This is a genomic window from Martelella sp. HB161492, from assembly GCF_013184775.1.
Classification (GTDB): domain Bacteria; phylum Pseudomonadota; class Alphaproteobacteria; order Rhizobiales; family Rhizobiaceae; genus Martelella.
Window position 1 is genome coordinate 417,331 of record NZ_JAATVV010000002.1, and the last position, 26,185, is coordinate 443,515.

Sequence of the window (26,185 nt, forward strand, 5' to 3'; positions counted from 1 at the left end):
TTCTCCTAAGCCAGTCCCGCCAACGAATGCGGGTGGTGAAGACCGCTTGGCGCAGTCATTTCATTGAGGCTGCTTCTTATTGGAAAAAATACTCTGCGTAAAGCAGCAGTGCCGAACGGCGATGACCTGGAACGGCGCGATCCTGAAATCAGAAACGGGACAACGTGAAAGCCCTTGACACCAAGACCATCATAGATTGTATTTAGTTCGGTATATCTACCTAGGGGGAGTGTTACCAAATCTTTTCATTCATCACATGGGCTTTCAAACGGGAGAACGAAAGCAATGAAATTTCACCAGATCATCGCGCTCTTCATCTGCGCGCTTATTCTGCCATCGGTTGCAGCGGCCATTGACGACGGGGAGAAATACGTCACGGGTCTCAATACCTACCTGGCAACCGAATGCCCGAAAGGACAACAAAAATTCGCATATGACGGAAAGTCGAATATCGTGTTTTGCTGGGAGGACCAGACCAAGGCCGATCTTGTCGCGTCAGATCCGTTCGAACCGAAGCTCAACACCAATCCGCGCAAATACGTCATCGTGAATATTCGCGGCGTGGCGGGCACGGACGCGTCCTGTTCGGGCACGTTCGGAAAGGGCTGGGAACAGTTCGGCTGGGACGCCCAGGCTCATATCCACTATTGCATGCAATATGGCGACGGGCGAGAAGGCACGTATATTGACGACCTTACGTCAAGCCTGACCGGCTGTCAGGGCAAGTATTTCGAGGTTGCCTATAACGGGAACTCGAACATCCATTTCTGCGCGCTTTTCCAGAAAGGCAATCCGCCAATCCAATAAGCGGATGCCGCCAAGCGGCCCAGAAGGCATGGCACATCATCGGCGCCATCGGGAAACCGATGGCGTTCAGTCTGATGACAAAGTCGTTCATATTGCCTGTTTCGGGCCGAACAGCCGCCCCCTCCGTCATCATCCCCCTTGCTTGTCACGGCGATCCAGACACTTCATGGCATTGGACCAAAAGGGTCTTTCGCCGCGCAGACGCACGGCTGCTGGATATCTGTGTCAGGCACAGATATGACGCCAGCGGGGTTTGAAAGCTTTATCAAAAGTCTGGACGCCATCGGGAAACCGATGGCGTTTTCGCTTTGAGGCCGGGGATTGAAACGACCGCGCCAATGCACGTCCCGTGCGCCCGGCATACCCCGCAATGATCTCGAACTTCAGAGCGAGACCGGCACGGATCACATTCTGCCGGCTATCACGCGGACAGCCCGTCGCGACGCAGCTGCAGCTCAGAAATGCAGACCGATCGACGCTGTCAGCGTGTTGGTGTGCACATCGAGATCGGCCTTGCCATAGCCGGAAAGAAGCCCGCCGCTGATCGCCGCCGTCGGAAAGCCCGTATAGCGATATTCAACACGGCCAAAAAGCTTGCTGGTGAAGGCATAGTCCACACCGGCGCCAAAGGTATAGCCGTAAACGGTCGATGTGCCGTCATCCGTGCCGATCTGATCATGGACGCTCTGGACAGCAAGTCCGCCGGTTGAATAGAGCAGTGCATTGCCAAGCGCATAGCCAAGACGTCCGCGCAGCGAGCCACCCCATTCAGCGCCAATCTTCTCGGTTCCGACATAGGGAACGGCATAGCTCTTCTCATTCCATTGCCGGGTCACATCGCCTTCGATGCCAACCACCAGGCTGTTGTCGAACTGATAGTCATATCCGGCAAAGGCCGAGGCCATGCCACCATTGAAATCATCGGAAACCGAACCGCCGCCCGAAAAAGTCGATTTGGCATTGAGCCAGGAATAGCCACCGCCGGCACCGAGATAAAAGCCGGTCCAGTCCATGGTGGCAGGTGCCGCAATGGCAGCGCTGTCGTCAGAAGGCGCGGCAACGATATCGGCAGCAAAGGCCGGCATCGCCAAGCCTGCGCAGGCAAGGGCAATAGTAAGTGACGTCTTCAAGAGTGCATTCCCCATTTACACCGATCAGGCACAGCATTTTAACCGCCGGAACCGGAACTTAACAATCATCATAAAACAAAATGCGCGCAGCACATGAATGCGCCGGCGCACATTTCATCATGATTACCCGCTAAACGGTAATAGGCAAGCCAGAAGAAGACACCGCCACTGTTCGGCCTATTCGCCAGATCCCTTGCTGGGTTCCAGAACCATGTAGTCGAGCGGCAATTCGGTCGAGAACTTGATCTGTTCCATGGCGAATGACGAGGAAACATCGCGGATCTCGATCTTGGCGATCAGCCGCTTGTAGAATGCGTCATAGGCCGCAATATCGGGCACCACGACGCGCAGCAGATAATCAACGTCGCCGCTCATGCGGTAGAATTCCAGCACTTCCGGAAAGCCGGAAATAACCTCTGCAAAGCGCTTCAGCCATTCAACCGAGTGGCTGTTGGTGCGGATGGACACGAAAACGGTCACATTGGCATTGATCTTTTCAGGATCGAGCAGTGCGACACGGCGCTTGATCACGCCTTCTTCTTCCATCTTCTGAATGCGCCGCCAGCACGGCGTCGTCGACAGACCGACTTTCTTGCCGATATCCGCAACCGCCAGCGTGGTATCCTCCTGAAGAAGGCGCAAAATTTTCCTATCCAGACGATCCATTTCTGTCCTCCGTAAAATATTTTTCTGCATATAGCAGATTTTCATGCAACTGGAAGGAATTTCTTATCAAATGGCGAGGTCTCGCACAGCCTGCCGCAGCACCGGCAGAACCTCGGCCTCAAACCAGGGATTCCGCTTCAGCCAGCCCGAATTGCGCCAGCTGGGATGTGGCAATGGCAAGATCCGCGGCTCGGAATTCACCATGAAGCCGTCGCGCCAGGCTGCCACCGTATCTGTCATCGTCTTGCGGCATATCGCGCCCATATGCCATTTCATCGCATAATGGCCGATGGTCAGCAGCAGCTTCAGCTGCGGCATGGCAGCCATGGCCTCGGCGCGCCAGACCGGCGCACATTCCCGCCGGGGCGGCAGGTCGTGACCCTTGGCGTCATAGCCCGGAAAACAGAAGCCCATCGGCACGATGGCAAAGCGATCAGGGTCATAGAAGAGGTCGCGGCCGATGCCGAGCCAGTCCCTGAGCCTGTCACCCGAGGCGTCATTGAAAGGCAGGCCCGTTTCATGCACGCGCAGCCCGGGCGCCTGCCCGGCGATCAGGATTTTCGCGTTTGCCGAGAGAATACAGACCGGCCGAGGCTCGTGCGGCAAGGCCTTGTCCATCCCGTAAGATGGCTGATCCCGACAAATCCTGCAGGCGGCAATCCGTTGTGAAAGCTGGCTGATCGGTTCTGCCGTCATCTTTTCCCGCGCCCATCCTTAAGAAACAGCACTAACGAATTCTTTACGTGAAGTTTTTCTTAACAAATCGCTCCTATCCTCACCATCGGCAATGATGGGGTCGACCATGCTCAAACACGTCAAATCACGCGCGCCTGCAGCGCTTACAGCACAGATCGATGATGGCGATATCATGTCTGCGGTCGAAACATCGAGGCCCTTTGCCAGATCGCCCGATATTGGCAAGACGGCCGCCGCCGTTGGCCGCATTCTTGGCCAGAGCCCCGTAGCCCTCACCCTGATTGCCACACTGGCAGGCGTAGCCCTCTATCTCGGGCACGAGCTTTCCATCACGCTCTGGGCGGGGCTTGCTCTTGCACTTGGCCTTACGGCCTTCATCCTGCTGCGCAATGCCAAAGACGCGCTTGCCAAAGGCGAACAGGCGACGGTCTGGCACGCGCGCATCATCGGCGCCCTGTGGCTCGCCGGCAGCGCCTGGGCTCTCCTTGCCTGGTTTGACTGCCCGACATGCGGCCCCCTCACCTTTCCCTTCCTCAAGGCCACGGTTCTGCTGATTGCGCTTGTGGTTCTGACCATCTCGGCCAAGGGGCTGAAGCTGGCAGCGTTTCACACCTTCCTGCCGGCCGTCTTGGCCTTTGCCTTTGTCGCCTTCGCCGCGCGGCTGCCGGCTGACATGCTGACCGCCGTTATCACCGCCGTCGTCATGCTGTTCATGGCCTATTTCAATGGCATTCTCGATCAGGCCGACAGCGATCTCGATCAGAGCCGAATCGAAGCCGAAGCACTGGCGCGGGATCTCGCGACAAGCCGCACGGCCAATGCCGAAGCGCTTGCCAATGCCGAGCAGGCGAGCCGCACCAAGGCCGCTTTTCTGGCCGCCATGTCACATGATCTGAGAACCCCGCTCAACGCCATTATCGGGTTTTCCGAAATCATGAAGGATGGGGTGATGGGTCCGGTCGGCAACCCGGTCTATCGCGAATATGTCAGCGATATCCACAAGTCCGGCCGTCATCTTCTCTCGATGATCGATGGCGTTCTCGACATGTCCCGGCTTGAGGCTGGCAACTACAGGCTTGAAGAACGCAACATCCGCCTTTCCGGCATCATCGATATCGCCATGACGATCGCCGCGATCGAGGCTTCGCAGCGTTCCATTTCCATTCGGGCCGAGGTCGAAGAGGGGCTCGTACCGGTCAATGCCGATGAGCGCGCATTGCGCCAGATCCTGCTGAACCTGCTTTCCAACGCCATCAAATTCTCGCCGAAGGGCAGCGAAATCCTCATCCGTGCAGGCTGGAGCAAGAATGGCGGCCAGTTTCTCTCGGTCAAGGATCAGGGCGACGGCATGAGCGAGGATGAACTGGCCCGCGTCACCGAACCCTTCGTGCGCGGCAAGGTGGCCGCCAGCACACAGGGCTTTGGTCTCGGCCTGTCGATCGTCCGCGAGCTTGCTGAAGCCCATCAGGCATCGATCACGCTGAACTCAGCCCCCGGTGCAGGCACCGAAGCCGTGCTGGAACTGCCCATGGAACGCGTTGCGCATCTGAAACTGGCCATGTCAGCGGCTGCGACGCAGACCCTGGACGTGCCGCTGTCATCCGAATTGCATATGCCTTTCGATCCGTCCAGCATCGCGCTGGAGGCATCGGCCAATGCCGACACCAGAGGTGCCAAGGCGCGTCTCAACGCCGCCCTTGCCCGCCTTGCCACCCGCCAGCCCGCCGAGATCGCCGAACCTGCCGGAACGGCAGATGACACGGGCCTCGACCTCCTGCTTGAGGAAGGCATCATTAACGCCTTGGAGAACCACCGCGAAACCCACGCGGCCTGAGCGGGCAGCTCAGAAAAACACCACATAGGCCGCGTAGAGCCCATTGGCCACGAGCAGACAGAAGGTCGCAAAGGATCCCAGATCCTTGGCATGCTTGCCGGACAGCGAATGTTCCGGTGAAACCCTGTCCACCAGCTCCTCGATCGCCGTATTGAGAGCCTCGACGGCAAACAGAACCAGCATCAGCACGGTAAAGACCAGAAACTGCATCAGCTGCGCACCGACCAGCAGAAACAGGATGAGGCCGGCGATGAAGGCGAGCAGTTCGTGCCGGAACGCCTCCTCATCCAGGAGCCGGGCCGCGCCCGCCAGTGAATAGCGGGTTGCCGCCAGGAGATGGCGAAAACCCTTTTCCTTTGCCACCGGACCTCCGGCCATACGCATCTCCCTGTCAAAGGCTTTGGCTGACAGGGATTGTGCGGCCATCAGTCGCGGTTCGAAACCCCTGCTTCGGCAAATGTTGCCATACCAGTGTGACAGGCAGCCGCTGACTTGACCAAAGAAGCGGCCAGTGCCGCGCCCGTGCCCTCGCCCAGCCGCATGCCGAGCGCCAGAAGCGGCGTCTTGCCGAGCTTCTGGATCAGACGCAGATGACCAGGCTCGCCGGAGACATGACCGATGAGGCAGTGATCGAGCGCGTGCGGATTGGCGGCCTTCAATACGGCGGCGGCGGCGGTGACAACGAAGCCATCCAGCAGAACCGGCACTTTCTGCATCCGTGCCGCCAGAATGGCGCCCGCCATGGCTGCAAGCTCGCGACCGCCAAGACGACGCAGCACTTCCAGCGGATCGTCGAGGTGATCCTTGTGAAGCGTCACAGCCTCATCGACAGCGCGGATCTTGCGCGCCAGCACCTCGCCTTCAGCGCCGGTCCCCGGACCAACCCAGTCTTCCGCCTTGCCGCCAAAGAGCCCCATCGAGACGGCTGCGGCAATCGTCGTATTGGCAATGCCCATCTCACCAAGGCAGAGCAGATCAACACCGCCCGCTACCGCTTCCATGCCATAGGCCATGGTGGCGGCGCAATCGCGCTCGGAAAGGGCGGCCTCTTTGGTGATATCACCGGTCGGATAGTCGAGCGCCAGATCGAATATCTTCAGGCTCAGATCAACGGTGGCACAGATCTGGTTGATCGCGGCGCCGCCAGCGGCAAAATTGTCGACCATCTGCTTCGTCACCGTCGCCGGATAGGGCGAAACCCCTTGAGCGGCGACACCGTGATTACCGGCGAAGACGGCAACCATGGGCCGGTTGACCGCCGGGGTCCGCCCCGACCAGGCGGCAAGCCACATGGCGATCTCTTCAAGACGGCCGAGCGAGCCCTCGGGTTTGGTCAGCTGGGCATTGCGCTTGCGCGCCGCCGACAGCGCGGGCGTATCGGCACCCGGCAGGTTCTCAATGAGATCGCGAAAATCGTCGAAAGGCTGGCCAGTCATGGGCATCTGTCCTTGAATGCTGCAATGGTGCAGCCCGTGGCGGCGCACCGAAAATCACTTTATGCCTGCTTCTTAATCGGCAATAACGCCAGCGACAACACCGCGATCAATGAGAATCGGGTCCCCGCAGAATGAAATTACATCGTCTGATCTCAGATCTGGCCGAGGCAACCGCCTTCCTGACCCGCCTGCCGCTCCCGTCCGGCATCTTCCCTGACAAGCCAGCGGGCGCGAGAGCCGCCTGGGCCTTCCCACTTTCAGGCATCATCGCAACACTGCCGGCAGCGCTTCTTCTGATCATCATCCTGCCGCTCGGGGCGAATCCCTATCTTGCAGGCTTCGCTGCGATCGGCCTTTCGATCCTCGTCACCGGCGCCCTGCACGAGGACGGCCTGGCAGACAGCGCCGACGGACTGATGATCCGGCGGGAGCGTGACAAGACGCTCGCCATCATGAAGGACAGCGCCAACGGCACCTTCGCCACGCTGGCGCTTGTGCTCTCGGTTGCCCTTCGCGCCACGGCGCTGGCCAGTCTTGCGGCAAGCGTCTCGGCACTTGCGGCGGCGCTTCTGCTGCTGGCGACCGCAGCGCTTTCGCGGTCGGCCATGGTCTGCCACTGGCATATCCTTCATGCAGCGCGGCGCAATGGTGCCGCAGCAAGCCTGGGCCGGCCGGGCTTTGCCACGATGGTTGCCAGCCTGCTGATCGGCCTTGCAGTCTTTCTCCTGACCTGCGCCTTTGCCGGTGCCATGCCGGGAGCGCTCGGTGGTATCGCCATCGCCCTGCTTGGCGTCTTTTGCTTCACGCTGCGCTGTCATCATCAGATCGATGGCCATACCGGCGACACCATCGGCGCCAGCCAGCAGATCGCCGAGATCGCGCTGCTTGCCGGCCTTGCGCTTTTCGCCTGAAGGCCAATATCTAGAAGACCGAAAGCTGCCGGAAGGAAAACTGCATGCGTCTGTTCTGGGTTCTGATCGCAATCGTTGTCGCCGGCATGGTGGCACTGATGACTGTTGGAAGCGGCGGCACGACATTCGGCATCGACAACGAAGCCTTCGCCCGGACAGTGATCCTTGTATCGCTGCTGACCATGTTTGCATCAGGTTTTCTGCATTCAGGCCGAAAGATCGGCCCGATGATCCGCAACCTTCTGATCTGGGCTGTCATTCTTGTCGTGATTGCCGCCGCCTATGTTTTCCGCAATGATTTCAGCAATGCCGGCGACCGGCTGATGAGCGCCTTTCTGCCTGGCCGCGCCATCGTAACCACCAGTGCCGATGGCCGCGACGAAGTCGTGCTCGGCAAACAGCAGGACGGCCATTTCGCCGCCCGCGTTACCGTCAATGATCATCCACTCGACATGCTTGTCGATACCGGCGCCAGCCGGGTGACCCTCACGGACGCCGACGCCCGGCGCATCGGCCTCGACACCGATACGCTCAATTTCTCGATGATGGTGCAGACAGCCAACGGCTCCGCCCTTGCAGCACCCGTCACACTCGATCAGATCGGTATCGGCCCGATCAGCCGCAGCAATGTCCCGGCCATGGTCGTCGCCAAAGGCAAGCTGTCACAGAGCCTGCTCGGCATGAGCTTTCTGTCGACACTCTCATCGGTCAACATGCGCGCCGATCAGCTTTACCTCACCGATTGAGCGTCGCTGCACCGAACAAAACCTAAAATCAACGTATTGATTATATCAAATTACAATAGAAAACCTGAAATAATCTTTTAAATCAAAAAATATTTCTTAAATTCTGACAAACGTGTAAATTGAAATCCCAAAAAGAAAACCGTTATTCTTTGAAGGGTATCATTATGAGATCACAGTCCGTCTCCACACATTGCCACAGGACACCCGAGCCCTCGCAGACACCGGCGCAACAGACCGGACCAGCCCGAAGACATTCGATCAGCTGCCCTGAGCCATCCCGTGGCAATGACAGTCACAGGCCCAACCTATTATCGCTGAGCGGGCTTATCGATCTCCAGGCCCGCACGATTGCAAGCGCGAAAAACTGCATGCCCATGAGCCTGCAGGCAGAAGCCAAGCCCGAACAAATCGCACAGCTGCGCAAGGATGGGACGCAATATCTGCTGGATTACCAGGAAGAAGACAGGACGATAACGCGCCAGGCTGAAGGCGCCTATATCTTCGTGATCAAGTCCACGGCCCCGAACGATGTCCTGATCGGACGTCTCAACACGCCTGATTCACGACGGGAGGCGGAGGCCGGGCTTGAAATTGCCGGTCACACCTCCATCACCAAGGGCGAAGACATCCTTTTTGCCGGTGAAGTGCTGTTCGCGAACGGCCAGCTCTCCAGCTGGACAAATCGCTGCGGCCATTACCGTCCGATGACCAAATCAATAGCAGCGTCTTTCCAGCCGTATGTTCAGACCCTTCTGCCGCAGAGACACTATAAAGAAGTCATCCAGGAAGATGGATCAGAGCTCCGTGACAACATGATCGACATTGCCAATGGCTATGTGTTCGCCGCCAACGAGCCGGATCTGGTTCCGATGGAACCGCCACATCCCGCAGAAGCGCCGCCGCCGCCTGGACCGCCGCCCATTCCGCAAGAAGCCGAGTTCGTGTTGATGGACTGGGTGCTCATAGAAGAACAGCCCGCCCCGGCGGGCTGACATGCGGACCTGGCCGGCGCGCGGACAGCGCACCGGCCGGAAATGTCAGATCAGCGTGATGAAGAAGCGGGCCGAAATGATCAGCAGGAAGATGCCAAAGCTGATTTCCAGCTGGCGCTTGGATAGCCTGTGGGCCAGCTTCGCCCCGATCGGTGCGACATACATGGTGATCGGGATGATCAGGATCACCGCGATCCAGTTGACGAAACCGGTGGAGAAGATCGGCAGGCCCTCACGCCCCCAGCCGCCATAAACATTGCCGAAGAAGCTTGGCACGGCAATCAGAACACCCACACCGGAAGAGGTCGCAACCGCCTGCAGCATCGGCCGGTTATAGAAGGTCATGAAGGTGTTGTTGAGCGTACCGCCACCAATGCCGATCAGGCCCGACAGCATGCCGATCGCCCAGCCGAAGCCATAAAGTGCCGGCGGCCTGGGAAGGTCTTCACCGAGCTTGAGTTCTGCCAGACGGCGAAACAGCATCTTTGCCGCGATCAGCAGCGTGATCACCGCAAAGGCCGATTTGACGACGGCAGGCGGCGCGTAGGCCAGCACCAGCGTCGACATCAGCGCCCCGACGGGCACCGCAATCACCCAACGTCTCAACAGCGACATATCCACGGAACCGCGCTTGTAATGCGCCTGAAACGAGCGCAGCGAGGTCGGAATAATGATGGCGAGCGAGGTACCGACGCAGAGCTGCATGCGCACGCTCTCATCAACACCCGCCATCGCGAAGGCCTGATAGAATACCGGCACGAGAACGGCGCCGCCGCCAATGCCAAAGAGGCCAGCGAGCAGACCGGCTACGCCACCTGCAACCAGCAAAAGCACAACTAACTCGATAATATCGGAAACAGGTGGCATCGAAAAACCCCGGTAAATACAAGTAACATACGGTTGAAACAGTCAATTGACGCAATTTGAAGCTATCACGTCATCAAATCGTGATCTTCATACACTATCTGATGACACGGGCAAGCGATCGGCGGCTGCGGCAATCAAACGGCGTCAGCCAGCAATGTTCGGATTGGCTCAAAATGACTGTTTCAGCAAGGCCATGTTTCAGTAATGCGTCAATTTCGACAAACTATTCGAATGACCTAGTTCTATTTTATCCCTGAATTTGATGTTGCCGGCCCCTTTGCGGGCCGGTTTTTTTTTGCAAGGGGCACCATGCAAAAAGGACCGCCCCGGCTCTCCGGGGCGGTCCTTTGTCAGATCCGAGCGCGCCTGAAAGGCCTGATCAGCCTTCCAGATCGACGTCGAGGATCGCCATCGAAAAATTATAGGACCGGTCGCCATCCTCGTCATCGAGATAGATGACGCCGATGAATTCATCTCCGCGGAAGGCCTCGCAGGAATCGTCCTTTCGCGGACGAGCCTTCACCGAAAACTGGGGGCCGAACATACGCTTGAAATAGGCGTCGAGCTGCTTGATTTCGTCTGCCTTCACCACAAAACTCCGTTTTCCTTGGACGCGGCCGCGCTTGTGACACGGGCCCTGCACATGTGTAAACCCTTGCTGCGGAAAGTTTCGCTTACACCCACTTTCCACGCGATGCGCCGGGCCAGAAATCGAAGTCTGATTTCACAGCGCCCGCTGCATCAATACCCAGACGAAAACCGCATTGGAGCATCCGCCCGCACGAACGGAGCCTCAGTCGTCTGACGCCAGAAGCTGATCCATCGAGCGTGCCGGATCGGCACAGCCCGCCGTGCCGACCACCCGCGCGGGCACCCCTGCCACGGTCGAGCAGCGCGGCACCGGCTTCAGCACCACTGAACCGGCTGCAATGCGCGAGCAATCGCCAACCTCGATATTGCCAAGCACCTTGGCCCCTGCCCCGATCAGCACGCTGTGGCCAATCTTGGGATGGCGGTCGCCGGTTTCCTTGCCGGTTCCGCCAAGCGTCACGCCCTGCAGGATCGAGACATCATCGCCGATCACCGCCGTCATGCCGACAACAACGCCCGTGGCGTGATCGAGGAAGATCCCCTTGCCCATCTTCGCAGCGGGATTGATGTCACACTGGAACACGCTGGAGGACCGGCTTTGCAGATAGAGCGCGAAATCCTTGCGGCCATTGTTCCACAGCCAGTGCGCCAGACGGTGGGTCTGAATGGCATGGAAGCCCTTGAAATAGAGAACCGGCTCCATGAAGCGTGTGCAGGCCGGATCGCGATCATAGACGGCCTGGATATCGACCCGCAGGATCTCGCCCCATTCCGGCCAGTCCGCGCGCATCTCGTCAAAGGTCTGGCGCAGCAGAATGGCCTGAACGTCGGGATGATCGAGACGTTCGCAGATCCGGTAGATCACGCAATCCTCGAGCGAGCGATGGTTCAGAATGGTCGAATAGAGAAAGGCCGCCAGGATCGGGTCTCGCTCCAGCGCCTGCTGCGCTTCCGCCTTCAGGCTGGCCCAGATCGGATCAAGGCTCTGCAGATTGCGGTCATCAGAGTTCTTTTCAGGGCTTGCGGCCATCATGGCCTCCTTCCTGTCCTCGAAAAAGAATTTCGGGCGAATATAGGCCATGATGGCGCGAATACCAATGACGCCGTGGTGACTTTCTCACGCAGCGGCCACCGCTTCAGTCTTCGGCAGACTTCAGAAAGTCGAGCACGGCTGACTTGAACACCTTGTCGCCGACGGCCAGCATGTGATCGCGATTGGGGATGTCGAGCGCCATGGCATGCTGCATCTGGGCGGCAAGCGTCTGCGGCGAACCGGCCAGATCATCCTTTGTGCCAACGGCAATGAGGGTCGGCTGGGTGATTTTGGCAATGTCGCTGCGCGGCACGCTCTGCCGCGACGTCTCGATACAGGCGGCAAGCGCGATCCGGTCGCTGCGGGTCTGTTCGGCGAAGGTCCGGAACATCCGCCCGCGCTCGTCGCTGACATCGTCGAGTGACGGCGCACGCAGCGCATCGGCGATCGGGTCCCAGTCGCCCACGCCATCGCAAAGACCGATTCCAAGCCCGCCAAAGACCAGCGAGCGCACGCGATCCGGATGATCGAGCGCCAGAAAGGCTGAATTGCGCGCGCCCATGGAATACCCCATCACATGCGCCGCCCCGATCTCCAGATGATCAAGAAGGGCGGCGGCATCGCCCGCCATCAGCGCCGGAAAATAGTATTCCGAATCATGCGGCTTGTCGCTCTGCCCATGTCCGCGGTTGTCGAGCGCGATGACGCGGTACCCCGCCTCGCCGAGCGTTCTCAGCCAGCCCGGATGAACCCAGTTGACGGCAGCTGTGGAGGCGAATCCGTGAATCAGAAGGACAGGCGTTGCATCGCGCGGCCCCTCGTCAAAATAGGCCAATTGCAGACCATCATGTTCAAAGAAGGAGAATTCAGGAAGATTGAGGTTCATATCCAGATCCGATTTTTCCCGCAGGGCAACAAACCGGTGACCAACGGATCAAAAGCGTTGGCATCGATGGCGCGGGGGTACTACACATTTGTTTCGAAGAGTTATAGTGTCCGCGCCGAAAGCTCAAGGAACGGGAGACGATAATGGCAGGCCATCCGATTGCCCATTTCAAAAACGACGAAGGTCATCGTGTCATCGAGATCGGTGTCAAGGAATTCATGTGCGTCGGTGCGTCAGCACCTTTCGACCATCCGCATATCTTCATCGATATGGGCGACGAGAGTGAAGCCGTCTGTTCCTATTGCTCGACGCTCTACCGTTACTCACCGGCGCTTCACGGCAAGGAAACCAATCCGCCCGGCTGCGCCTACGAGATTGAGGCCGCCTGACAAAGGCGTTCCTCCGGGGGCAAGGGAGGATAACAGGAAATGCCAGTTCAACATGCCGCCATCATCGGCGCCGGGATTGCAGGTCTCACGGCGGCGCTTGCGCTTGCGCGTCAGGGGATATCGTCTGAGATTTTCGAACAGGCCGAAGTGCTTGTCGAAGTCGGGGCCGGTCTGCAGATCTCGCCCAATGCGGCGCGCTGTCTCGATGCACTGGACGTACTGGCGCCGCTGACCGCACAATGGCGTGAGCCAAGCCGGGTAGCACTTGCGTCCGGCGCCAGTCTGCGCCAGGTCGCTTATGTTCCGGTCAACAATGCACGCGAGCGCTGGGGTGCGCCCTACGGGGTCCTGCACCGGGCAACGCTGCAATCGGAACTGAAAAGCGCGGTGCAGAGCAATCCGCTTTGCATGCTGAAACTTGGGGCCCGCATTGACAGGGCGTCCCACGCCGCCGTCTCTGCCATCTGCGAAAAAACGCCCGATGTCGTCATTTGCTGTGATGGTGTCTGGTCACATTCCCGCCGGCAGGTGGAGGGCGCGCCGGAAGCACGCTTTTCCGGCAATATCGCCTGGCGCTTCGTGCTCTCCTCGGAAGATGCCCCGTCTTTCCTCGATCGTGAAGCGGTCACCGCCTATATGGGAACCCAGGCACATCTGATCGCCTACCCCTTGCGTGATGTCGGCGGCTTCAATCTGGTTGCCATCGCCGCCGGCGCGAGCGCTGGCGAAGCGTGGCACACGGAAGTCGACAGTTCGTGGAAAAGTGCGCTGGAAAGGCATTTTTCGGGCTGGAATCCGCAGCTGAAGCAACTCTTTGCCCATGCCACACCGACCTTCTGGCCGCTTTACGAGGTGGGGGAAGGCAGCTGGCACAATAGCAAGGACATGATCGTCATCGGCGATGCGGCCCATGCGATGATGCCGTTTTCGGCGCAGGGAGCAGCCATGGCGATCGAGGATGCCGTCGAACTCGCAACATTCCTCGCGGAATTGCCCGCGGCCGAGGCTTTTGCAGCCTTTGTCGCCCATCGGCGTCCACGGCTTGCCAAGCTGAAAAAGCGCGGCCAGTTCAACAAGTTCGCCTATCATGCCAGCGGCCCGGTGCGTCTTGGCCGCGATCTGGTGCTGGCCTTCCGCTCACCGGCCTCACTGGCCGCAGATATGGACTGGATCTACAGCTACCACGCTCACGGACTTGAGAAACTGCAATAAAACGACACAAAGTGAAAACGCCCCGTCATTCTGCGACGCGGGCGCGATGGCACAATCCCCTCACTGGCTGCCCGCCCGGGCGGCCTGGCATACGACCAAGGATTTGTGCCCATGTTTCGACATTTATCCCTTGCGGCGGTGGCCGTATTCCTCGCCTTTCAGGCCCAGGCCGCAACGCTCACGGCGGTCGCGACCAGCCATGTCAACCTGCGGGCCGGGCCAGCCACCAGCTACCCGGCGATTACCGTTGTGCCTGCCGGTGCAGGCCTTGTCAGCCACGGCTGCCTGGCCGATTACAGCTGGTGCGATATTTCCTATGCCAGCTATCGGGGCTGGGTCTCCGCCCGCTATATCCGGATCATCTATCAGGGACAGAGCGTGGTCCTGACGCCCGCCATCGCCGTTGCGAGCGGTGTGGCGGTGATCACATTTTCGCGGGCCTACTGGGATCGCTACTACGTCGCCTATCCCTGGTATGGCCGCTGGGCGGCCTATCCGCCACCCCGCGCCTATGCGCCACCGCCGCCCCGCGTCACATCGCATTCGGCAAGCGGCAATTGCACTGATTCTGGCTGCTCGGTCACCCGTCAGACGACCGGTGTCTATGGCGGCTCCACCAGCCAGACCCGCAACTGCGCCGATGGCAGCTGCTCTGCAACCCGCAGCACGACTGGCGCCTATGGCGGCACGGCAACACGCACGCGCAGTTGCACAACCGCCGGAGAACCGGGCTGCACCGTCACCCGCACCGGCCCCAACGGCGGCAGTGGCACGCGGTCTTTCCACCGATGAAAGATCCGTCCTGATCAAACACATCCGCAGGATAGCGACGTTCTCAGCTTGCGCCCACAAGCACAGATCGCTGCGCTCAAGAATGTCATCTGTCTTGCGGATCGTAACGTAAAGTGATCGCGTTTAAATTACCTGTGAACTTGTTTATGCCATCTTCCTCGTCGTTATCTGGAATGGCCAGTTCTGACCAAGCGAACGGATCACGATGAAATACAGAAACTTGCTGAAGCCAACCGGCATTGCGTTTGCCACCAGCCTGCTCGCCTTTCAAGCGCATGCTGCAGGCGCTAACGCTTATGCAACCACAAATGTCAATCTCAGGGCGGGACCGTCGACCTCCTACCCCGCCATCACCACGGTTCCGGCCGGGGCGGGCGTCTACAACAATGGCTGCCTTGCCGATTACAGCTGGTGCGACATTTCCTTTGCCAATTATCGCGGCTGGATGGCTGCGCAATATATTCAGGTCCCCTATCAGGGCACGAAGTCGACCCTGACGCCGGCAATTGCCTTTACCACCGGCGTTGCAATCACCGCCTTCAGCATGTCCTACTGGAACGACTATTATCGCGGCTACCCCTGGTACAACAGCTGGAACCGCTATCCGCCGCCGCCGCCGCCGCGCCCTTATGCGCCGCCGCCCGGATGGCATCAGCCACCTGGATGGCACCAGCCGCCGGGCTGGAATGCCCCGCCCGGCTATCAACCCGGCTGGAATGAACCACCGCGCAACGATCCCCATGGCGGACCACCGCCGCAAAACGGAAATCACGGGGGACCGCCGCCACAGAACGGCAATCACGGTGGACCGCCGCCGCAGCAGGGCGGCGGCAACCCGCCGCCGCGCGATAGTCACAACGGACCGCCGCCGCAAAACGATGCCCAGCGCCAGCAGCCGCGTCCGATGCCACAGGGCGGCCAGCGTCCCCAAATGCGCCAGGATGGCCAGCCGCGCGCCGGTGGCGAAGCCTGCGGACCGGATCCGCGGCGCTGCATGCCCGAGCGTGACGGTGACCGCATGGAAGACCGCCGTCCGATCGAGCGGCGATAGGCACGGCGCAATTATGCAGGTTCAGACCGGCGATCCTCCTGATCGCCGGTTTTTCCTTGTCCTGCGCTAGCGCGTCGGCTCGAAAATCGGAATCGATTTTCGAAAGGAACGATGCGTAGATTCAATAAGATAGAGCGTCCTGTTGCGTCCAAAAGGACGCACGGCGCTCTAGGCCGAGCGCGTGTCGCGCTGCTTTTCCGAAACGATCCTGCCATCCTCGAAGGTCAAGATCCTGTCGAACAGATCAAAAGCGCGCGGATCATGGGTGACGACAACGACCGCCGTGTCGCGCTTGACGGCAATATCGCGAAAAAGAGCCATCGCCTGGCGGCCGCGCGTACCATCAAGGGCAGCGGTCGGCTCGTCAGCGAGGATCAGCGACGGCTCATTGGCAAGCGCCCGGGCAATCGCAACGCGCTGCTGCTCGCCGCCCGAAAGCCGGCTGGGCTTGTTTCCGGACCGGTGGCCGAGATCAAGCGCTTCCAGCAGATAATGCGCATATTCCAACGCAGGCCCCGCCGGAACATCATCGATCTCCAGCGCGATTGCGATATTTTCGGCTGCGGTCAGAAACGGAATGAGATTGGCTTTCTGAAACACGAAGCCAATATGGCGCCGGCGAAAATCCCTCAGACGTCCAAGGTCGACATCAGGCGCATTGACCCGCTCACCCGCAAGCCAGACCGCACCGCTGCTTGGCGTCGCCAGAAGTCCGGCGATCATCAGAAAGGTGCTCTTGCCAGAACCGCTCGGCCCGACGATCCCGACAAGTTCACCACGGCGCACGGAAAGCGAAACGCCATCCAGCGCCTTCACCACGCTATCGCCGCTGCGATAATGCCGCGTGGCATTCTCGACGCTGAGCACGGTTTCTCCGCTCATGACAGAACCTCCTGTGGCGAGACTTTCAGCGCCCGGGCAATACCGATCCAGCTCCCCGCCGCACAGATGACAACCAGCGCCCCGGCGAGCGAAACAAGCGTGTCCGCGTCGATGACAATCCGGCGCGGGAACATCGGGAAGATCATCAAGGATCCGAAGATCGCCAGCCCATAACCGACGATACCGATCAGCGCCGCCTCGCCGCCGATCATGCCGGCAATCACGGAATTCCGTGCGCCGATCAGTTTCAGCATGGCGATCTCGTGCAGCTTTTCCAGTGTCATCGTGTAGATGATCAGCGACACCACCAGAAAGGTGATCACCAGGATGAGAATGGTGAAGGCAAGGATCTGGAAGCGCAGCTTGCCGAGCCGCTTGTTGAGGATCATGTCGCGCTGCTGACTGTTGGTGACCACCTCCGCATCGCCCCAGGAGGATATCCGGTTGACCACCGTCTGCTCATCCGCTGCCGGATCAAGCGTCACCAGGACGGCAGCGATTTTGCCCGCATTGGGCGCTACGGCGGTCGCCGACGTGCTGTCGGCAGCAGCGGCACGGGCGAGAAGCACTTCCTCGGATGTGCGCCGCTGGGCAAGCTCCATCGCGTCGGCGGTCGACATGAACAGCATGCCGTCACCGCTCATATCGACCATGCTCTTGGCAATGCCGACGACCGTGATGACCTCCTTGTCGAGCTTCACCTTTTCGCCCAGCGTCAATCCGGTATTCTCGTTGGCGATTGCCTCAAAGCGACTGGCGCCCAGATGCCGGCCCGCAATGAGCGGGATCCATGATCCGGTATCCGTCGGCGTATCAAGGCTGGTGACGGCGACGCGCAATGGCCTGCCATCATCTTCAAACTGATAGCTGAACTGAACGAAACGCCGCGTCGACGCAACGCCCGGCACACCTTCCACCCGCCGGTCCATATTGGCGGGCACCGAGGAGCTTTCGGCAAAGGGGCCCTCACGATCGCCCTGCACCACCCACAGATCGGCCGAGATCGCGTTGATCAGCAAGGTCGCGTCGTCAACAATGCCGCGATAAAGGCCGGTCATGCCGACCACGGCCATCAGCAGAAAACCAACGCCGACCGCCGTCAGCAAGAAGCGGGCCGGCGCGTTTAGAATGTCGCGGATGGCGAGTTTCACTGCACGCTCTCCTTCGGCTTCACCGGCATATAGGCAAAGAGCCGCCGGTCCGGCTTGACCGCAAGCGTGCCGTCGGCAACCGGGGTGATCAGCACCGCGCGGGTCAGCGAGCCGCCGGCAAAGGTGATCGGCGTGAAATGGATGCGGCCATGTTCCACCAGCCAGAGACCAGCCGTATCGCGCCGGCGGTCGATCAGTTCCTTGTCGACGCTTTTCAGCGTGGTCTGTTCCGACATGGCGATGTGAACGCGGGCGCGTTGATCGATCGCCCAGTTTTTCGGCAGGGAATCGAGCTTCACATCGGCGGAGAACTCACGGGTTTCCGTATCAACGAAGCGGTTGATCCTGAGCACGGAGCCGGAAACATGCTCTCCGTTGAAGTCTGCCGTAACCGTCATGCCCGGATCGAGCCTGGCGATCAGGCTTTCGTCAAACCGCGCGGAAAGCACCAGAGACGCAGGATCCACGATCTGGATTATGCCGACACCGGCCGTCACCACCGCACCGACGCTCTGATCCCTTGAAACCACCACACCGTCAAAAGGCGCCCGGATCACCGTTTCCGACAGATTGGCATTGGCAACATCAAGCGCTGCCCTGTAGGCGTCGACATTGCCCTCCGCCTGGGCGATCGCTGCCGTCGCCTTGTCCAGTTCTGCCGCAGCCTGGCTGGCATCGGCCTCGGCATTATCGAGCGCGGTCTGCGTTGTCGCTCCCGTCGTCATTAGCTGCTGCTGACGCTTATAGAGCCGCGCGGCATTGTCGCTGACGGCACGGACACTGACCAGATCCGCCTTGGCCGCATTGACTGCATTCTGCCCGGCACGCAGCTGCGCTGCGGCTTCGAGCACCGCCGCCCTGGTATCACTGTCGACAAGACGCACCAGCACTTCACCGGCACGCACATGATCGCCTTCATCGACATTGATCTCGGTGATACGCCCCGCGACCCGGCTGGCAACCGATGTCATGGTGAGCGCGTCGAGTGTTGCCGGTCCGACAGCCTCGGTGACCAGCGGCACGACCGACACCACACCCGCCTCGACCGCCTTCGGGTAGAAATAGCGATAGCCGACAAATCCGATGGCGGTCGCGGTACAGATCACCGAGACGAGCAAGATGGGCGAAATGCGTCGCCTGCGCCGATCAGGTTTTTGCAATGCCGTCATTCTCCGCTGATGTCCGCACGCTCGGAACGCGCCTTGTCGAGAGCAGCCCGGCATTCAGGACTGAAGGAGGTGATATTGTCGGCGATGCAGGCCTGAAGCTTGCCATCGCCCCGCGCAACATTGGCGCAATAGGCCTTGACGTCCGCCCGGCAGACGGACCGCAGATCAGCAAGGGAGGTTGCAGCAAGACTGGCGCCGGCCGAAAAACCGATCACAAGGCTGGCGAGGGTGAGAACACGAAACATGCATCATTCTCCAATGACTGGTCGTTGATGCATGATGATCTGCGCCGGGTTCGTTACGCCGTGTTTGCAAAGCCGGTGCGCTTTGTTACGTTTTGTATCCAAAGCCCGGCAATGCTTGCCAAAGCGCCATCCGCGCGCCATCTTTTTTTCATGTCTGCAAAGAAACTGATCATCGTCGAGGACGACCCGGAGATTCGCGCACTGCTGGCCGAATTCCTCGGTGCGGAGGAGTATGAGGTTCACGTCACCGAGAATGGCACCGGGTTTGACCGGCTGGTCGCCGCCGGCATGCCGGATCTTGTCGTGCTTGATATCATGCTGCCCGGCGAGGACGGCTTCTCCATATGCCGGCGTCTGCGCGGACATTCAAACGTTCCCGTCCTGATGCTGACGGCCAAGCGGGATGATATCGATCGCATTGTCGGCCTTGAGCTCGGCGCAGACGACTATCTCGTGAAACCCTTCAACCCGCGGGAATTGCTGGCGCGCATCCGCGCCATATTGCGTCGCACTGGCGGCGACAGTGATGAGGTTGAAAGCCCGCGCCGGATTCGCCGCTTCGAAGAAATCGCCGTCGATCTCGATGCCCGCAGCGTGACCGATCCCGATGGTCAGATCATTGATCTCACCACCGCCGAATTTGACCTGCTGGCCAATCTACTGGAACGCCCGCAGCGCGTATTGTCACGCGAGCAGCTGCTCGATCTGACCCGCGGACGATCCTACATGGATCCGTTCGATCGCACCATCGATGTCACCGTCTCACGGCTGAGAGCCAAGCTGCAGCCGCATCTCGGCGACGGAATCAATGTGATCACGACCGTGCGCAATGCCGGATATCTGTTCTCCGCCAATGTTATCAAGGGCTGAGCATGAAACGGATCGGCCTTGTCACCCGGCTGATACTGATCATCGCCGCTGCTTTTCTGGCCATTCAGTTCGTCGCTCTCATCCTCTACCTGTCGATCAGGGTCACCGGGCCGGTCGAGACGCTGATGCGGATGCCGGACCGGATCGCCTCGCTGGTGGAGCTTCTGGACCGCTCGGATCCTGAGACCCGGGCCCTGCTTCTGGAGGCCGGTGCCGGAGCAGACCGGTCGATGGCGATCGTCGCAGAACCGCCTAAGGAGAGCGGTCCACGCTTCGGCATGCCCAGCATTCGCGAAGTGCTTGAAAATGCGCTCATGGCGCGCGGCATCGACGGCCGCATTGTCGCCGCCCGCAACATCAGCGACAGCCTGTTTGGCGCGGACGGAACATTCGAGGTCTATGTCGAGCTTGCGACCGGCGATTTTCTGGCGCTCAAACTGCATGACAACGTAACGATCAGATTGCTCGGCATTCCGATCGGATTCTTCGCCGGCCTCACGGGGCTGGTCATTGCGATCGTCGCACTGATCGCCATTGCCAGACAGATGCGGCCGCTTGTGGCGCTGTCGCGTGCCGTCGAACGTTTCGGAACGGCGGCCCCGCAAAATCAGATACCGGAAACAGGAGCCGCGGAAATAAGGCAGCTGATTGCCGCTATCAACCGGATGCAGACGCGAATCGACACGCTGGTCTCCGGACGGACCATGCTGCTCGGCGCCATCTCGCACGACATGGGCACCTACCTGACCCGGCTGCGCCTGCGAATTGAAATGATGCCGGAGGGGCAAAAGCGGGATGCCGCGATCGCCGATCTGGAGACCATGCGGGCCCTTCTGTCTCAGACGCTTGATTTTGCGGCGGCCTCAACGGCGGAACATGATGGTTCCGGCACACCGCTGGTTGCCGCGATCCGCGCGCAACTGTCCGGCATTGATCCGGAGCGCTACGCCCTTTCAGCCCCCGATGCGGAAATCCATGTCGCCCTGAGTGAGATCGGTCTGATGCGTGTTGTCTCCAATCTCATCGGCAATGCCGAACGCTACAGTACGCATTTCGATATCGAGATCTGGGCTGATCAGGGACATGCTCATCTCGTCATCGATGACGACGGTCCGGGCATTGCGCCAGAAGAACGGAGCAAGGTGTTTGAACCCTTCTACCGGGTCGAGCAGTCGCGCAATCGCGGAACCGGTGGCACGGGACTGGGCCTCACCATTGCCAAACAGATCGTTGATGCCGCCGGAGGGGCAATCACCCTCGACAAGGCGCCGGCGACCGGATTGCGCGTCGCCGTGAGCCTGCCGCGTGTCTGAAACAATTCGATACAAAGCGACCAACCGCTGCAAAGTCCATCCGGCAATCTCGGCCCTTCACCGACAACGATGAAAAGGACGTAGGAGCGCATGAAGAAAAAGAGAAGGGCTGCACTTGCCTTCGCCGGAATTCTCGCCGCCAGTCTGCCGCTCTTGGCAGCCGAGGCCCGGGCGCAGGACATGCAGCCGTCACGCCTGTGCCGGTCCCTGAAAAATCCCGCAGCCGGATTTGATCCGGCACGGCTGCGTCTGCTCTTCGGCGCTTTTCTCGCCTCCGAAGAGCGGGCCATCGGCATCACGACAGCCCAGAAGGACGCATGGAACGCCTTTTCGGATGCCGTGATCGCACTGATACCGACCGATACACAGATCTCGGAATTCCGCGACATGGCACATGAGGGCATGTCGCAGGCGGGATGGAACGGCCTGCAGGTCGCATCTGCCGTTGCAGCGCGGCTGCAGGCGCGCGGCGCCGAAGGAGACGCGTTGGCAGCAGCGACAGCAAATCTCAAGGCCGTTCTCACCCCCGATCAGCTTGCCGCCGCCCGCGTTCCCAGCGGCCGGCTCATGCAGCGGCTTTCAGCCGTCTGCAACGACTGAGGAGCAATCCCTCCAGCTGTTCAGTCAGCCGTCGCCGCGGCGGCAAAACCGCGCTCCAGATCGGCAATGATGTCTGCAACATCTTCAAGTCCGATCTGGAGCCGGATCACCGGCCCTTCCTCAGGCGCAAGCGCAACGGTTCGCGATGACAGATTGACCGGCACGGCAAGCGATTCATAACCGCCCCAGGAATAGCCGATCCCGAACAGCTCCAGCGCATCAAGGAAGGCATGCTGGCGAGCCTTGAAGGCACCCTTTTCGGCCTTCAGCACGAAGGAAAAGAGACCGCTCGCGCCCTTGAAGTCACGCTTCCACAGCGCATGGGTCGGAAAGCTTTCCAGTCCCGGATGCAGGACACGGGCAACATCCGGGCAGGTTTCGAGGAAACGGGCGACCTGAAGCGCACTCTTTTCCTGATGCGCCAGCCGGACGCCCATGGTCCGCAGGCCCCTGAGGATCTGGTAGCTGTCATCCGGCGCGCCGCAGACGCCCATCCAGGTATAGTTGTCATAAAGGCGCTGGAAACATTTCTCATTGGCCGAGGCCGTTCCCATCAGCACATCGGAATGACCGGAGAAATACTTCGTCGCCGCCGTCAGCGACAGATCGACACCGAAGTCGAGCGGCTTGAAATAAAGCGGCGTCGCCCAGGTATTGTCCATCGAAACGATGGCGTCATGGGCATGCGCAATCTCGCTGATCAGGCGGATATCCTGTATTTCAAACGTGTTGGAGCCGGGCGCTTCAGTGTGAACAAGGCTGGTATTGGGCTTGATCAGGCGCTCGAAATCAGCGCCCTCCTCCGGATGATAATAGTCGACCTCAACGCCCATGCGGGTCAGGAAATTATCGGCAAAGCGGCGCGCCGGATCATAAACGGAATCGACGATCAGCACGTGATCGCCCGGTGACACGAAAGCCAGCCAGGGCAATGTGATCGAGGCAAGACCCGACGGATAGATAAGCGTCCCGGCAGAATGCTCCAGCGTGTCGACCGCAGCGCAGAGCGCATCGGTGGTCGGCGTGCCATGCGTGCCATAGGTATATTTCTGCTCGCGCCGCTCGGTCGCACCCGCGTCAGGAAACAACACCGTGGACGCATGAACAACCGGCGGGTTTACGAAGCCATGAAAGTCAAGCGGTGCATAGCCGATATGTGCAAGCCTGGTGTTATCGCCCTCGAAAGCGGCGGCGGCATGTTTTTTTGACATTGGACAAGTTTACTCTGATCGCGTGGGAAGGTCTTTGGCACTGTTTTGAATCGCGAATGCCCACTGGTCAAGTCAGTTGGTTAAACAACGCAAAAGACTGAACAATTAATTCATGTGTTAGCGCTAAATTTGTGACCAGATATGTGCTTAAAAAATCGATTTCTGCCTAAAAAATTCTCATAAATGGACGTTTTTGGTAAATTCAGTCCGTTTTTTTTTAGCAAGTCTTGACCATCTGGAAAATTGCGACTGAGATGTGCTGGCTCGCACCGAGGGGTTCGCCGAGCAGCGGCTGGTGCCTTAAATTATATTTCGCGATCGAGGGGACCGGTTGCTATTTTCAATGATAAACAAAGGTTGGGAAAATGAAAAAGACGCTTCTGTCAGCCGCTCTTGGCGCAGTGGTCTTTGGCCTCGGCGCTCATGGCGCGTCGGCCACGACGCTCGATGACGTCAAGGCAAAGGGCTACGTCACCTGCGGCGTCAGCACCGGTCTTCTTGGCTTCTCTGCAGCCGACGACAAGGGAGAATGGTCGGGGCTGGACGTTGACTATTGCCGCGGTATCGCCGCAGCGATCTTCGCCGATCCGACGGCTGTAAAGTTTGTGCCGACCACCGGCACCGATCGCTTCCCGGCTCTGCAGTCCGGTGAAGTCGATGTTCTGACACGTAACACGACCTGGACGCTGAGCCGCGATACTTCGCTCGGCTTCAACTTCCGCGCCGTCAACTATTACGATGGCCAGGGCTTCATGGTTCCGAAGAGCCTGGGTGTTGATTCTGCCCTGCAGCTTTCCGGCGCCGCTGTCTGCGTTCAGTCCGGCACCACCACCGAGCTGAACCTGGCTGACTATTTCAAGGCCAACGGCATGGAATACAACCCGGTTGTATTCGAAGCGCTTGAAGACGTTAACAACGCCTTCGATCAGGGCCGTTGCGACGTGTACACCACCGACCAGTCGGGCCTCTATGCGATCCGTCTGACGCTGTCCAACCCGGATGACTATGTCATTCTTCCGGAAATCATTTCCAAGGAACCGCTTGGCCCGGCCGTCCGTCAGGGCGACGATCAGTGGTTCGACATCGTTTCCTGGGTTCAGTATGCGATGGTCAATGCGGAAGAAATGGGCATCACCATGGCCAATGTCGACGACATGGTTTCTTCCGATAACCCCAACATCAAGCGTCTCCTCGGCGGCGAAGCTGACAGCAAGCTCGGCACCGACCTCGGCCTTGATGAAAAGTGGGCTTACAACATCATCAAGTATGTTGGTAACTACGGCGAAGTCTTCGACAAGGATGTCGGCACCGGCAGCCCGCTGAAGATCGAACGCGGCCTCAACGCCCTGTGGACAAAGGGCGGCCTGCAGTACGGCCCGCCGGTACGCTGAGACCGGTACACTACCCTTTATGGTCATGAAGACGGCAAGGCGGGGTTTCCCCGTCTTGCCCTTACAAAAATAAACCAGACAAAGGGCTTTCGGGGACAATATGGCTGAGCAGACAAATAATCCTCCCTTGCGGGAATCCAGCATAACGGCAATGCTTTACAATCCTGCCGTGCGTGGTTTCTTCTATCAATTCATAACGTTGATCCTGTTTCTTGCAGCGATCTGGTGGGTGGTAGACAACACGATCGACAATTTGAACCGGGCCGGCATTGCCTCCGGTTTCGGCTTTCTGGGCAATCGCGCCGGCTTCGATATTTCGCAGTCGCTGATCCCCTATAATAACGACATGACCTATGGCCGGGCTTTTGTGGTCGGCCTCATCAATACGATCGCCGTATCGATCACGGCCATCATCACAGCAACAATCATCGGCTTCATTGTCGGTGTCGGGCGCCTGTCGCGCAACTGGCTGGTCGCCAAGCTCTGCCAGGTCTATGTGGAAATCTTCCGCAATATTCCCCCGCTGCTTGTCATCTTCTTCTTTTATACCGGCGTGCTGTCGATTCTGCCGTCTCCGCGCGAATCGCTGAAGCTGCCGCTGGATATGTATCTGAACAATCGTGGCCTCACCGTGCCGATGCCGGTGTTTGGTCCCGGCTCGATCGCGATGCTGATCGCCTTCGTCATCGGCATTGTCGCAACGATCGGCATTTCGATCTGGGCCAAGAAGCGCCAGATGGCGACCGGTCAGCAGTTTCCGGTGTTCTGGACCGGCCTGGCGCTGATTGTCGGGCTGCCGCTGCTGGCGTTCTTTGTCACCGGCATGCCGGTCACCTTTGACATGCCGACGCTTGGACGCTTCAATCTGTCAGGCGGCGCTTCACTGCGCCCGGAATTCATGTCGCTCTATCTGGCGCTGTCACTTTATACGGCCGCCTTTATGGCTGAGATCATTCGCGGCGGCATCAATGGCGTTGCCAAGGGACAGACCGAAGCGGCCAACGCGCTCGGCCTGCACCCCAATCTCGTCACCCGCCTCGTGGTCGTACCGCAGGCGATGCGCATCATCATTCCGCCGCTGACTTCGGAATATCTGAGCCTGACGAAAAACTCTTCGCTCGCTATCGCCATCGGCTATGCCGATATCGTCGCCGTCGGCAAGACGATCCTGAACCAGACCGGTCAGGCCGTTGAAGTCGTGACGATCTGGATGGTGGTCTATCTTTCGCTCAGCGTGCTCACGTCGGTGTTCATGAACTGGTTCAATGCCAAAATGGCGCTGGTGGAGAGATAAGATGGTGCATGACGTCAAAT

Annotated in this window: 28 protein-coding genes; 14 read left to right on the forward strand and 14 right to left on the reverse strand. The window is 59.4% G+C overall.

Features of this window, described 5'->3' with window-relative positions:
• Positions 1 to 285 precede the first annotated feature (285 nt).
• Complete coding sequence (locus HCK86_RS04795; RefSeq protein ID WP_176083322.1) at positions 286 to 807, forward strand: hypothetical protein; 522 nt, start codon at positions 286 to 288, stop codon at positions 805 to 807.
• A 455-nt stretch (positions 808 to 1,262) separates the two neighbouring features.
• On the opposite strand, the gene HCK86_RS04800 is transcribed toward HCK86_RS04795, so the two are convergent.
• The 3 genes from HCK86_RS04800 to HCK86_RS04810 form a co-directional block, all read right to left on the reverse strand.
• Positions 1,263 to 1,937: an outer membrane protein gene (locus tag HCK86_RS04800; RefSeq protein WP_176083323.1), complete on the reverse strand. Its 675-nt coding sequence runs from the start codon at positions 1,935 to 1,937 to the stop codon at positions 1,263 to 1,265.
• 177 nt (positions 1,938 to 2,114) lie between these two features.
• Positions 2,115 to 2,603: an Lrp/AsnC family transcriptional regulator gene (locus HCK86_RS04805; RefSeq protein ID WP_176083324.1), complete on the reverse strand. Its 489-nt coding sequence runs from the start codon at positions 2,601 to 2,603 to the stop codon at positions 2,115 to 2,117.
• A gap of 66 nt (positions 2,604 to 2,669) precedes the next feature.
• Positions 2,670 to 3,299, reverse strand: a complete 630-nt coding sequence (locus tag HCK86_RS04810) for a uracil-DNA glycosylase family protein (protein ID WP_176083325.1) — start codon at positions 3,297 to 3,299, stop codon at positions 2,670 to 2,672.
• A 106-nt stretch (positions 3,300 to 3,405) separates the two neighbouring features.
• On the opposite strand from HCK86_RS04810, the gene HCK86_RS04815 reads away from it, so the two are divergent.
• Complete coding sequence (locus tag HCK86_RS04815) at positions 3,406 to 5,133, forward strand: HAMP domain-containing sensor histidine kinase (RefSeq protein ID WP_176083326.1); 1,728 nt, start codon at positions 3,406 to 3,408, stop codon at positions 5,131 to 5,133.
• A gap of 9 nt (positions 5,134 to 5,142) precedes the next feature.
• Here HCK86_RS04815 and HCK86_RS04820 read toward each other — a convergent pair whose 3' ends face one another.
• Together HCK86_RS04820 and cobT are read right to left on the reverse strand one after the other, a co-directional pair.
• The gene (locus HCK86_RS04820; protein WP_246739451.1) at positions 5,143 to 5,511 is read right to left on the reverse strand and encodes a diacylglycerol kinase; all 369 of its coding nucleotides are present in this window, start codon (positions 5,509 to 5,511) and stop codon (positions 5,143 to 5,145) included.
• Positions 5,512 to 5,558: 47 nt separating this feature from the next.
• The gene (cobT, locus tag HCK86_RS04825; protein WP_176083328.1) at positions 5,559 to 6,575 is read right to left on the reverse strand and encodes a nicotinate-nucleotide--dimethylbenzimidazole phosphoribosyltransferase; all 1,017 of its coding nucleotides are present in this window, start codon (positions 6,573 to 6,575) and stop codon (positions 5,559 to 5,561) included.
• A 125-nt stretch (positions 6,576 to 6,700) separates the two neighbouring features.
• On the opposite strand from cobT, the gene HCK86_RS04830 reads away from it, so the two are divergent.
• The 3 genes from HCK86_RS04830 (at position 6,701) to HCK86_RS04840 (ending at position 9,218) form a co-directional block, all read left to right on the forward strand.
• Positions 6,701 to 7,480, forward strand: a complete 780-nt coding sequence (locus HCK86_RS04830) for an adenosylcobinamide-GDP ribazoletransferase (protein WP_176083329.1) — start codon at positions 6,701 to 6,703, stop codon at positions 7,478 to 7,480.
• A 44-nt stretch (positions 7,481 to 7,524) separates the two neighbouring features.
• The gene (locus HCK86_RS04835; RefSeq protein ID WP_176083330.1) at positions 7,525 to 8,226 is read left to right on the forward strand and encodes a TIGR02281 family clan AA aspartic protease; all 702 of its coding nucleotides are present in this window, start codon (positions 7,525 to 7,527) and stop codon (positions 8,224 to 8,226) included.
• Positions 8,227 to 8,594: 368 nt separating this feature from the next.
• Positions 8,595 to 9,218: a hypothetical protein gene (locus HCK86_RS04840; protein ID WP_176083331.1), complete on the forward strand. Its 624-nt coding sequence runs from the start codon at positions 8,595 to 8,597 to the stop codon at positions 9,216 to 9,218.
• 45 nt (positions 9,219 to 9,263) lie between these two features.
• Here the strand turns inward: HCK86_RS04840 and HCK86_RS04845 are convergent, their stop codons facing one another.
• From HCK86_RS04845 to HCK86_RS04860, 4 genes are all read right to left on the reverse strand, one after another.
• Entirely contained in the window at positions 9,264 to 10,085 is an 822-nt protein-coding gene (locus tag HCK86_RS04845) for a sulfite exporter TauE/SafE family protein (protein ID WP_176083332.1), read from the reverse strand.
• A 379-nt stretch (positions 10,086 to 10,464) separates the two neighbouring features.
• Positions 10,465 to 10,674 (reverse strand): DUF3126 family protein, encoded by a 210-nt coding sequence (locus tag HCK86_RS04850; protein WP_141149578.1) that lies wholly within the window; start codon positions 10,672 to 10,674, stop codon positions 10,465 to 10,467.
• Positions 10,675 to 10,878: 204 nt separating this feature from the next.
• A complete protein-coding gene (gene cysE / locus HCK86_RS04855) occupies positions 10,879 to 11,706 on the reverse strand; it encodes a serine O-acetyltransferase (RefSeq protein ID WP_246739470.1) in 828 nt (275 codons plus the stop codon).
• A gap of 106 nt (positions 11,707 to 11,812) precedes the next feature.
• Positions 11,813 to 12,595, reverse strand: a complete 783-nt coding sequence (locus HCK86_RS04860; protein WP_176083334.1) for an alpha/beta hydrolase — start codon at positions 12,593 to 12,595, stop codon at positions 11,813 to 11,815.
• A gap of 143 nt (positions 12,596 to 12,738) precedes the next feature.
• On the opposite strand from HCK86_RS04860, the gene HCK86_RS04865 reads away from it, so the two are divergent.
• From HCK86_RS04865 to HCK86_RS04880, 4 genes are all read left to right on the forward strand, one after another.
• Positions 12,739 to 12,984: a zinc-finger domain-containing protein gene (locus HCK86_RS04865; protein ID WP_141149580.1), complete on the forward strand. Its 246-nt coding sequence runs from the start codon at positions 12,739 to 12,741 to the stop codon at positions 12,982 to 12,984.
• A 39-nt stretch (positions 12,985 to 13,023) separates the two neighbouring features.
• Positions 13,024 to 14,196, forward strand: a complete 1,173-nt coding sequence (locus HCK86_RS04870) for an FAD-dependent monooxygenase (RefSeq protein WP_176083335.1) — start codon at positions 13,024 to 13,026, stop codon at positions 14,194 to 14,196.
• 111 nt (positions 14,197 to 14,307) lie between these two features.
• Positions 14,308 to 14,988 (forward strand): SH3 domain-containing protein, encoded by a 681-nt coding sequence (locus tag HCK86_RS04875; RefSeq protein WP_176083336.1) that lies wholly within the window; start codon positions 14,308 to 14,310, stop codon positions 14,986 to 14,988.
• Between the two features lie 205 nt (positions 14,989 to 15,193).
• Positions 15,194 to 16,039 (forward strand): SH3 domain-containing protein, encoded by an 846-nt coding sequence (locus tag HCK86_RS04880; protein WP_176083337.1) that lies wholly within the window; start codon positions 15,194 to 15,196, stop codon positions 16,037 to 16,039.
• A gap of 168 nt (positions 16,040 to 16,207) precedes the next feature.
• Here HCK86_RS04880 and HCK86_RS04885 read toward each other — a convergent pair whose 3' ends face one another.
• Genes HCK86_RS04885 through HCK86_RS04900 form a run of 4 tightly spaced genes read right to left on the reverse strand, consistent with a single transcriptional unit; the run spans position 16,208 to position 19,486 of the window.
• Positions 16,208 to 16,921: an ABC transporter ATP-binding protein gene (locus HCK86_RS04885; protein WP_176083338.1), complete on the reverse strand. Its 714-nt coding sequence runs from the start codon at positions 16,919 to 16,921 to the stop codon at positions 16,208 to 16,210.
• Positions 16,918 to 18,072, reverse strand: a complete 1,155-nt coding sequence (locus tag HCK86_RS04890; protein ID WP_176083339.1) for an ABC transporter permease — start codon at positions 18,070 to 18,072, stop codon at positions 16,918 to 16,920. Before HCK86_RS04890 ends, HCK86_RS04885 begins: the two co-directional genes overlap by 4 nt.
• The gene (locus tag HCK86_RS04895; RefSeq protein WP_176083340.1) at positions 18,069 to 19,232 is read right to left on the reverse strand and encodes an efflux RND transporter periplasmic adaptor subunit; all 1,164 of its coding nucleotides are present in this window, start codon (positions 19,230 to 19,232) and stop codon (positions 18,069 to 18,071) included. The genes HCK86_RS04890 and HCK86_RS04895 overlap by 4 nt, the downstream gene beginning before the upstream one ends.
• A 5-nt stretch (positions 19,233 to 19,237) precedes the next feature.
• On the reverse strand, positions 19,238 to 19,486 hold the full coding sequence (locus tag HCK86_RS04900; protein ID WP_176083341.1) for a cysteine rich repeat-containing protein: 249 nt from the start codon (positions 19,484 to 19,486) through the stop codon (positions 19,238 to 19,240).
• 150 nt (positions 19,487 to 19,636) lie between these two features.
• Between HCK86_RS04900 and HCK86_RS04905 the strand changes: the two genes are divergently transcribed.
• The 3 genes from HCK86_RS04905 (at position 19,637) to HCK86_RS04915 (ending at position 22,269) form a co-directional block, all read left to right on the forward strand.
• Positions 19,637 to 20,356, forward strand: coding sequence for a response regulator transcription factor (locus HCK86_RS04905; protein ID WP_176083342.1), 720 nt, complete (start codon positions 19,637 to 19,639; stop codon positions 20,354 to 20,356).
• 2 nt (positions 20,357 to 20,358) lie between these two features.
• Positions 20,359 to 21,669, forward strand: coding sequence for an ATP-binding protein (locus HCK86_RS04910; RefSeq protein WP_176083343.1), 1,311 nt, complete (start codon positions 20,359 to 20,361; stop codon positions 21,667 to 21,669).
• Positions 21,670 to 21,759: 90 nt separating this feature from the next.
• On the forward strand, positions 21,760 to 22,269 hold the full coding sequence (locus tag HCK86_RS04915; protein ID WP_176083344.1) for a Spy/CpxP family protein refolding chaperone: 510 nt from the start codon (positions 21,760 to 21,762) through the stop codon (positions 22,267 to 22,269).
• A gap of 20 nt (positions 22,270 to 22,289) precedes the next feature.
• Here HCK86_RS04915 and HCK86_RS04920 read toward each other — a convergent pair whose 3' ends face one another.
• A complete protein-coding gene (locus tag HCK86_RS04920; RefSeq protein WP_176083345.1) occupies positions 22,290 to 23,480 on the reverse strand; it encodes a cystathionine beta-lyase in 1,191 nt (396 codons plus the stop codon).
• A 365-nt stretch (positions 23,481 to 23,845) separates the two neighbouring features.
• Here HCK86_RS04920 and HCK86_RS04925 point away from each other — a divergent pair, with 365 nt between their 5' ends.
• Both HCK86_RS04925 and HCK86_RS04930 read left to right on the forward strand, forming a co-directional pair.
• Positions 23,846 to 24,871, forward strand: coding sequence for an amino acid ABC transporter substrate-binding protein (locus HCK86_RS04925; RefSeq protein WP_141149592.1), 1,026 nt, complete (start codon positions 23,846 to 23,848; stop codon positions 24,869 to 24,871).
• Between the two features lie 100 nt (positions 24,872 to 24,971).
• Positions 24,972 to 26,165, forward strand: a complete 1,194-nt coding sequence (locus tag HCK86_RS04930; protein WP_246739452.1) for an amino acid ABC transporter permease — start codon at positions 24,972 to 24,974, stop codon at positions 26,163 to 26,165.
• Positions 26,166 to 26,185 lie beyond the last annotated feature (20 nt).

Bases quoted from the DNA above. Each gene is read 5' to 3' on its own strand.
- HCK86_RS04795 (WP_176083322.1), top strand. From the start codon at position 286: ATGAAATTTCACCAGATCATCGCGCTCTTCATCTGCGCGCTTATTCTG.
- HCK86_RS04805 (WP_176083324.1), bottom strand. From the start codon at position 2,603: ATGGATCGTCTGGATAGGAAAATTTTGCGCCTTCTTCAGGAGGATACC.
- HCK86_RS04810 (WP_176083325.1), bottom strand. From the start codon at position 3,299: ATGACGGCAGAACCGATCAGCCAGCTTTCACAACGGATTGCCGCCTGC.
- HCK86_RS04815 (WP_176083326.1), top strand. From the start codon at position 3,406: ATGCTCAAACACGTCAAATCACGCGCGCCTGCAGCGCTTACAGCACAG.
- HCK86_RS04820 (WP_246739451.1), bottom strand. From the start codon at position 5,511: ATGGCCGGAGGTCCGGTGGCAAAGGAAAAGGGTTTTCGCCATCTCCTG.
- cobT (WP_176083328.1), bottom strand. From the start codon at position 6,575: ATGCCCATGACTGGCCAGCCTTTCGACGATTTTCGCGATCTCATTGAG.
- HCK86_RS04830 (WP_176083329.1), top strand. From the start codon at position 6,701: ATGAAATTACATCGTCTGATCTCAGATCTGGCCGAGGCAACCGCCTTC.
- HCK86_RS04835 (WP_176083330.1), top strand. From the start codon at position 7,525: ATGCGTCTGTTCTGGGTTCTGATCGCAATCGTTGTCGCCGGCATGGTG.
- HCK86_RS04840 (WP_176083331.1), top strand. From the start codon at position 8,595: ATGCCCATGAGCCTGCAGGCAGAAGCCAAGCCCGAACAAATCGCACAG.
- HCK86_RS04845 (WP_176083332.1), bottom strand. From the start codon at position 10,085: ATGCCACCTGTTTCCGATATTATCGAGTTAGTTGTGCTTTTGCTGGTT.
- cysE (WP_246739470.1), bottom strand. From the start codon at position 11,706: ATGGCCGCAAGCCCTGAAAAGAACTCTGATGACCGCAATCTGCAGAGC.
- HCK86_RS04860 (WP_176083334.1), bottom strand. From the start codon at position 12,595: ATGAACCTCAATCTTCCTGAATTCTCCTTCTTTGAACATGATGGTCTG.
- HCK86_RS04865 (WP_141149580.1), top strand. From the start codon at position 12,739: ATGGCAGGCCATCCGATTGCCCATTTCAAAAACGACGAAGGTCATCGT.
- HCK86_RS04870 (WP_176083335.1), top strand. From the start codon at position 13,024: ATGCCAGTTCAACATGCCGCCATCATCGGCGCCGGGATTGCAGGTCTC.
- HCK86_RS04875 (WP_176083336.1), top strand. From the start codon at position 14,308: ATGTTTCGACATTTATCCCTTGCGGCGGTGGCCGTATTCCTCGCCTTT.
- HCK86_RS04880 (WP_176083337.1), top strand. From the start codon at position 15,194: ATGAAATACAGAAACTTGCTGAAGCCAACCGGCATTGCGTTTGCCACC.
- HCK86_RS04885 (WP_176083338.1), bottom strand. From the start codon at position 16,921: ATGAGCGGAGAAACCGTGCTCAGCGTCGAGAATGCCACGCGGCATTAT.
- HCK86_RS04900 (WP_176083341.1), bottom strand. From the start codon at position 19,486: ATGTTTCGTGTTCTCACCCTCGCCAGCCTTGTGATCGGTTTTTCGGCC.
- HCK86_RS04905 (WP_176083342.1), top strand. From the start codon at position 19,637: ATGTCTGCAAAGAAACTGATCATCGTCGAGGACGACCCGGAGATTCGC.
- HCK86_RS04910 (WP_176083343.1), top strand. From the start codon at position 20,359: ATGAAACGGATCGGCCTTGTCACCCGGCTGATACTGATCATCGCCGCT.
- HCK86_RS04915 (WP_176083344.1), top strand. From the start codon at position 21,760: ATGAAGAAAAAGAGAAGGGCTGCACTTGCCTTCGCCGGAATTCTCGCC.
- HCK86_RS04920 (WP_176083345.1), bottom strand. From the start codon at position 23,480: ATGTCAAAAAAACATGCCGCCGCCGCTTTCGAGGGCGATAACACCAGG.
- HCK86_RS04925 (WP_141149592.1), top strand. From the start codon at position 23,846: ATGAAAAAGACGCTTCTGTCAGCCGCTCTTGGCGCAGTGGTCTTTGGC.
- HCK86_RS04930 (WP_246739452.1), top strand. From the start codon at position 24,972: ATGGCTGAGCAGACAAATAATCCTCCCTTGCGGGAATCCAGCATAACG.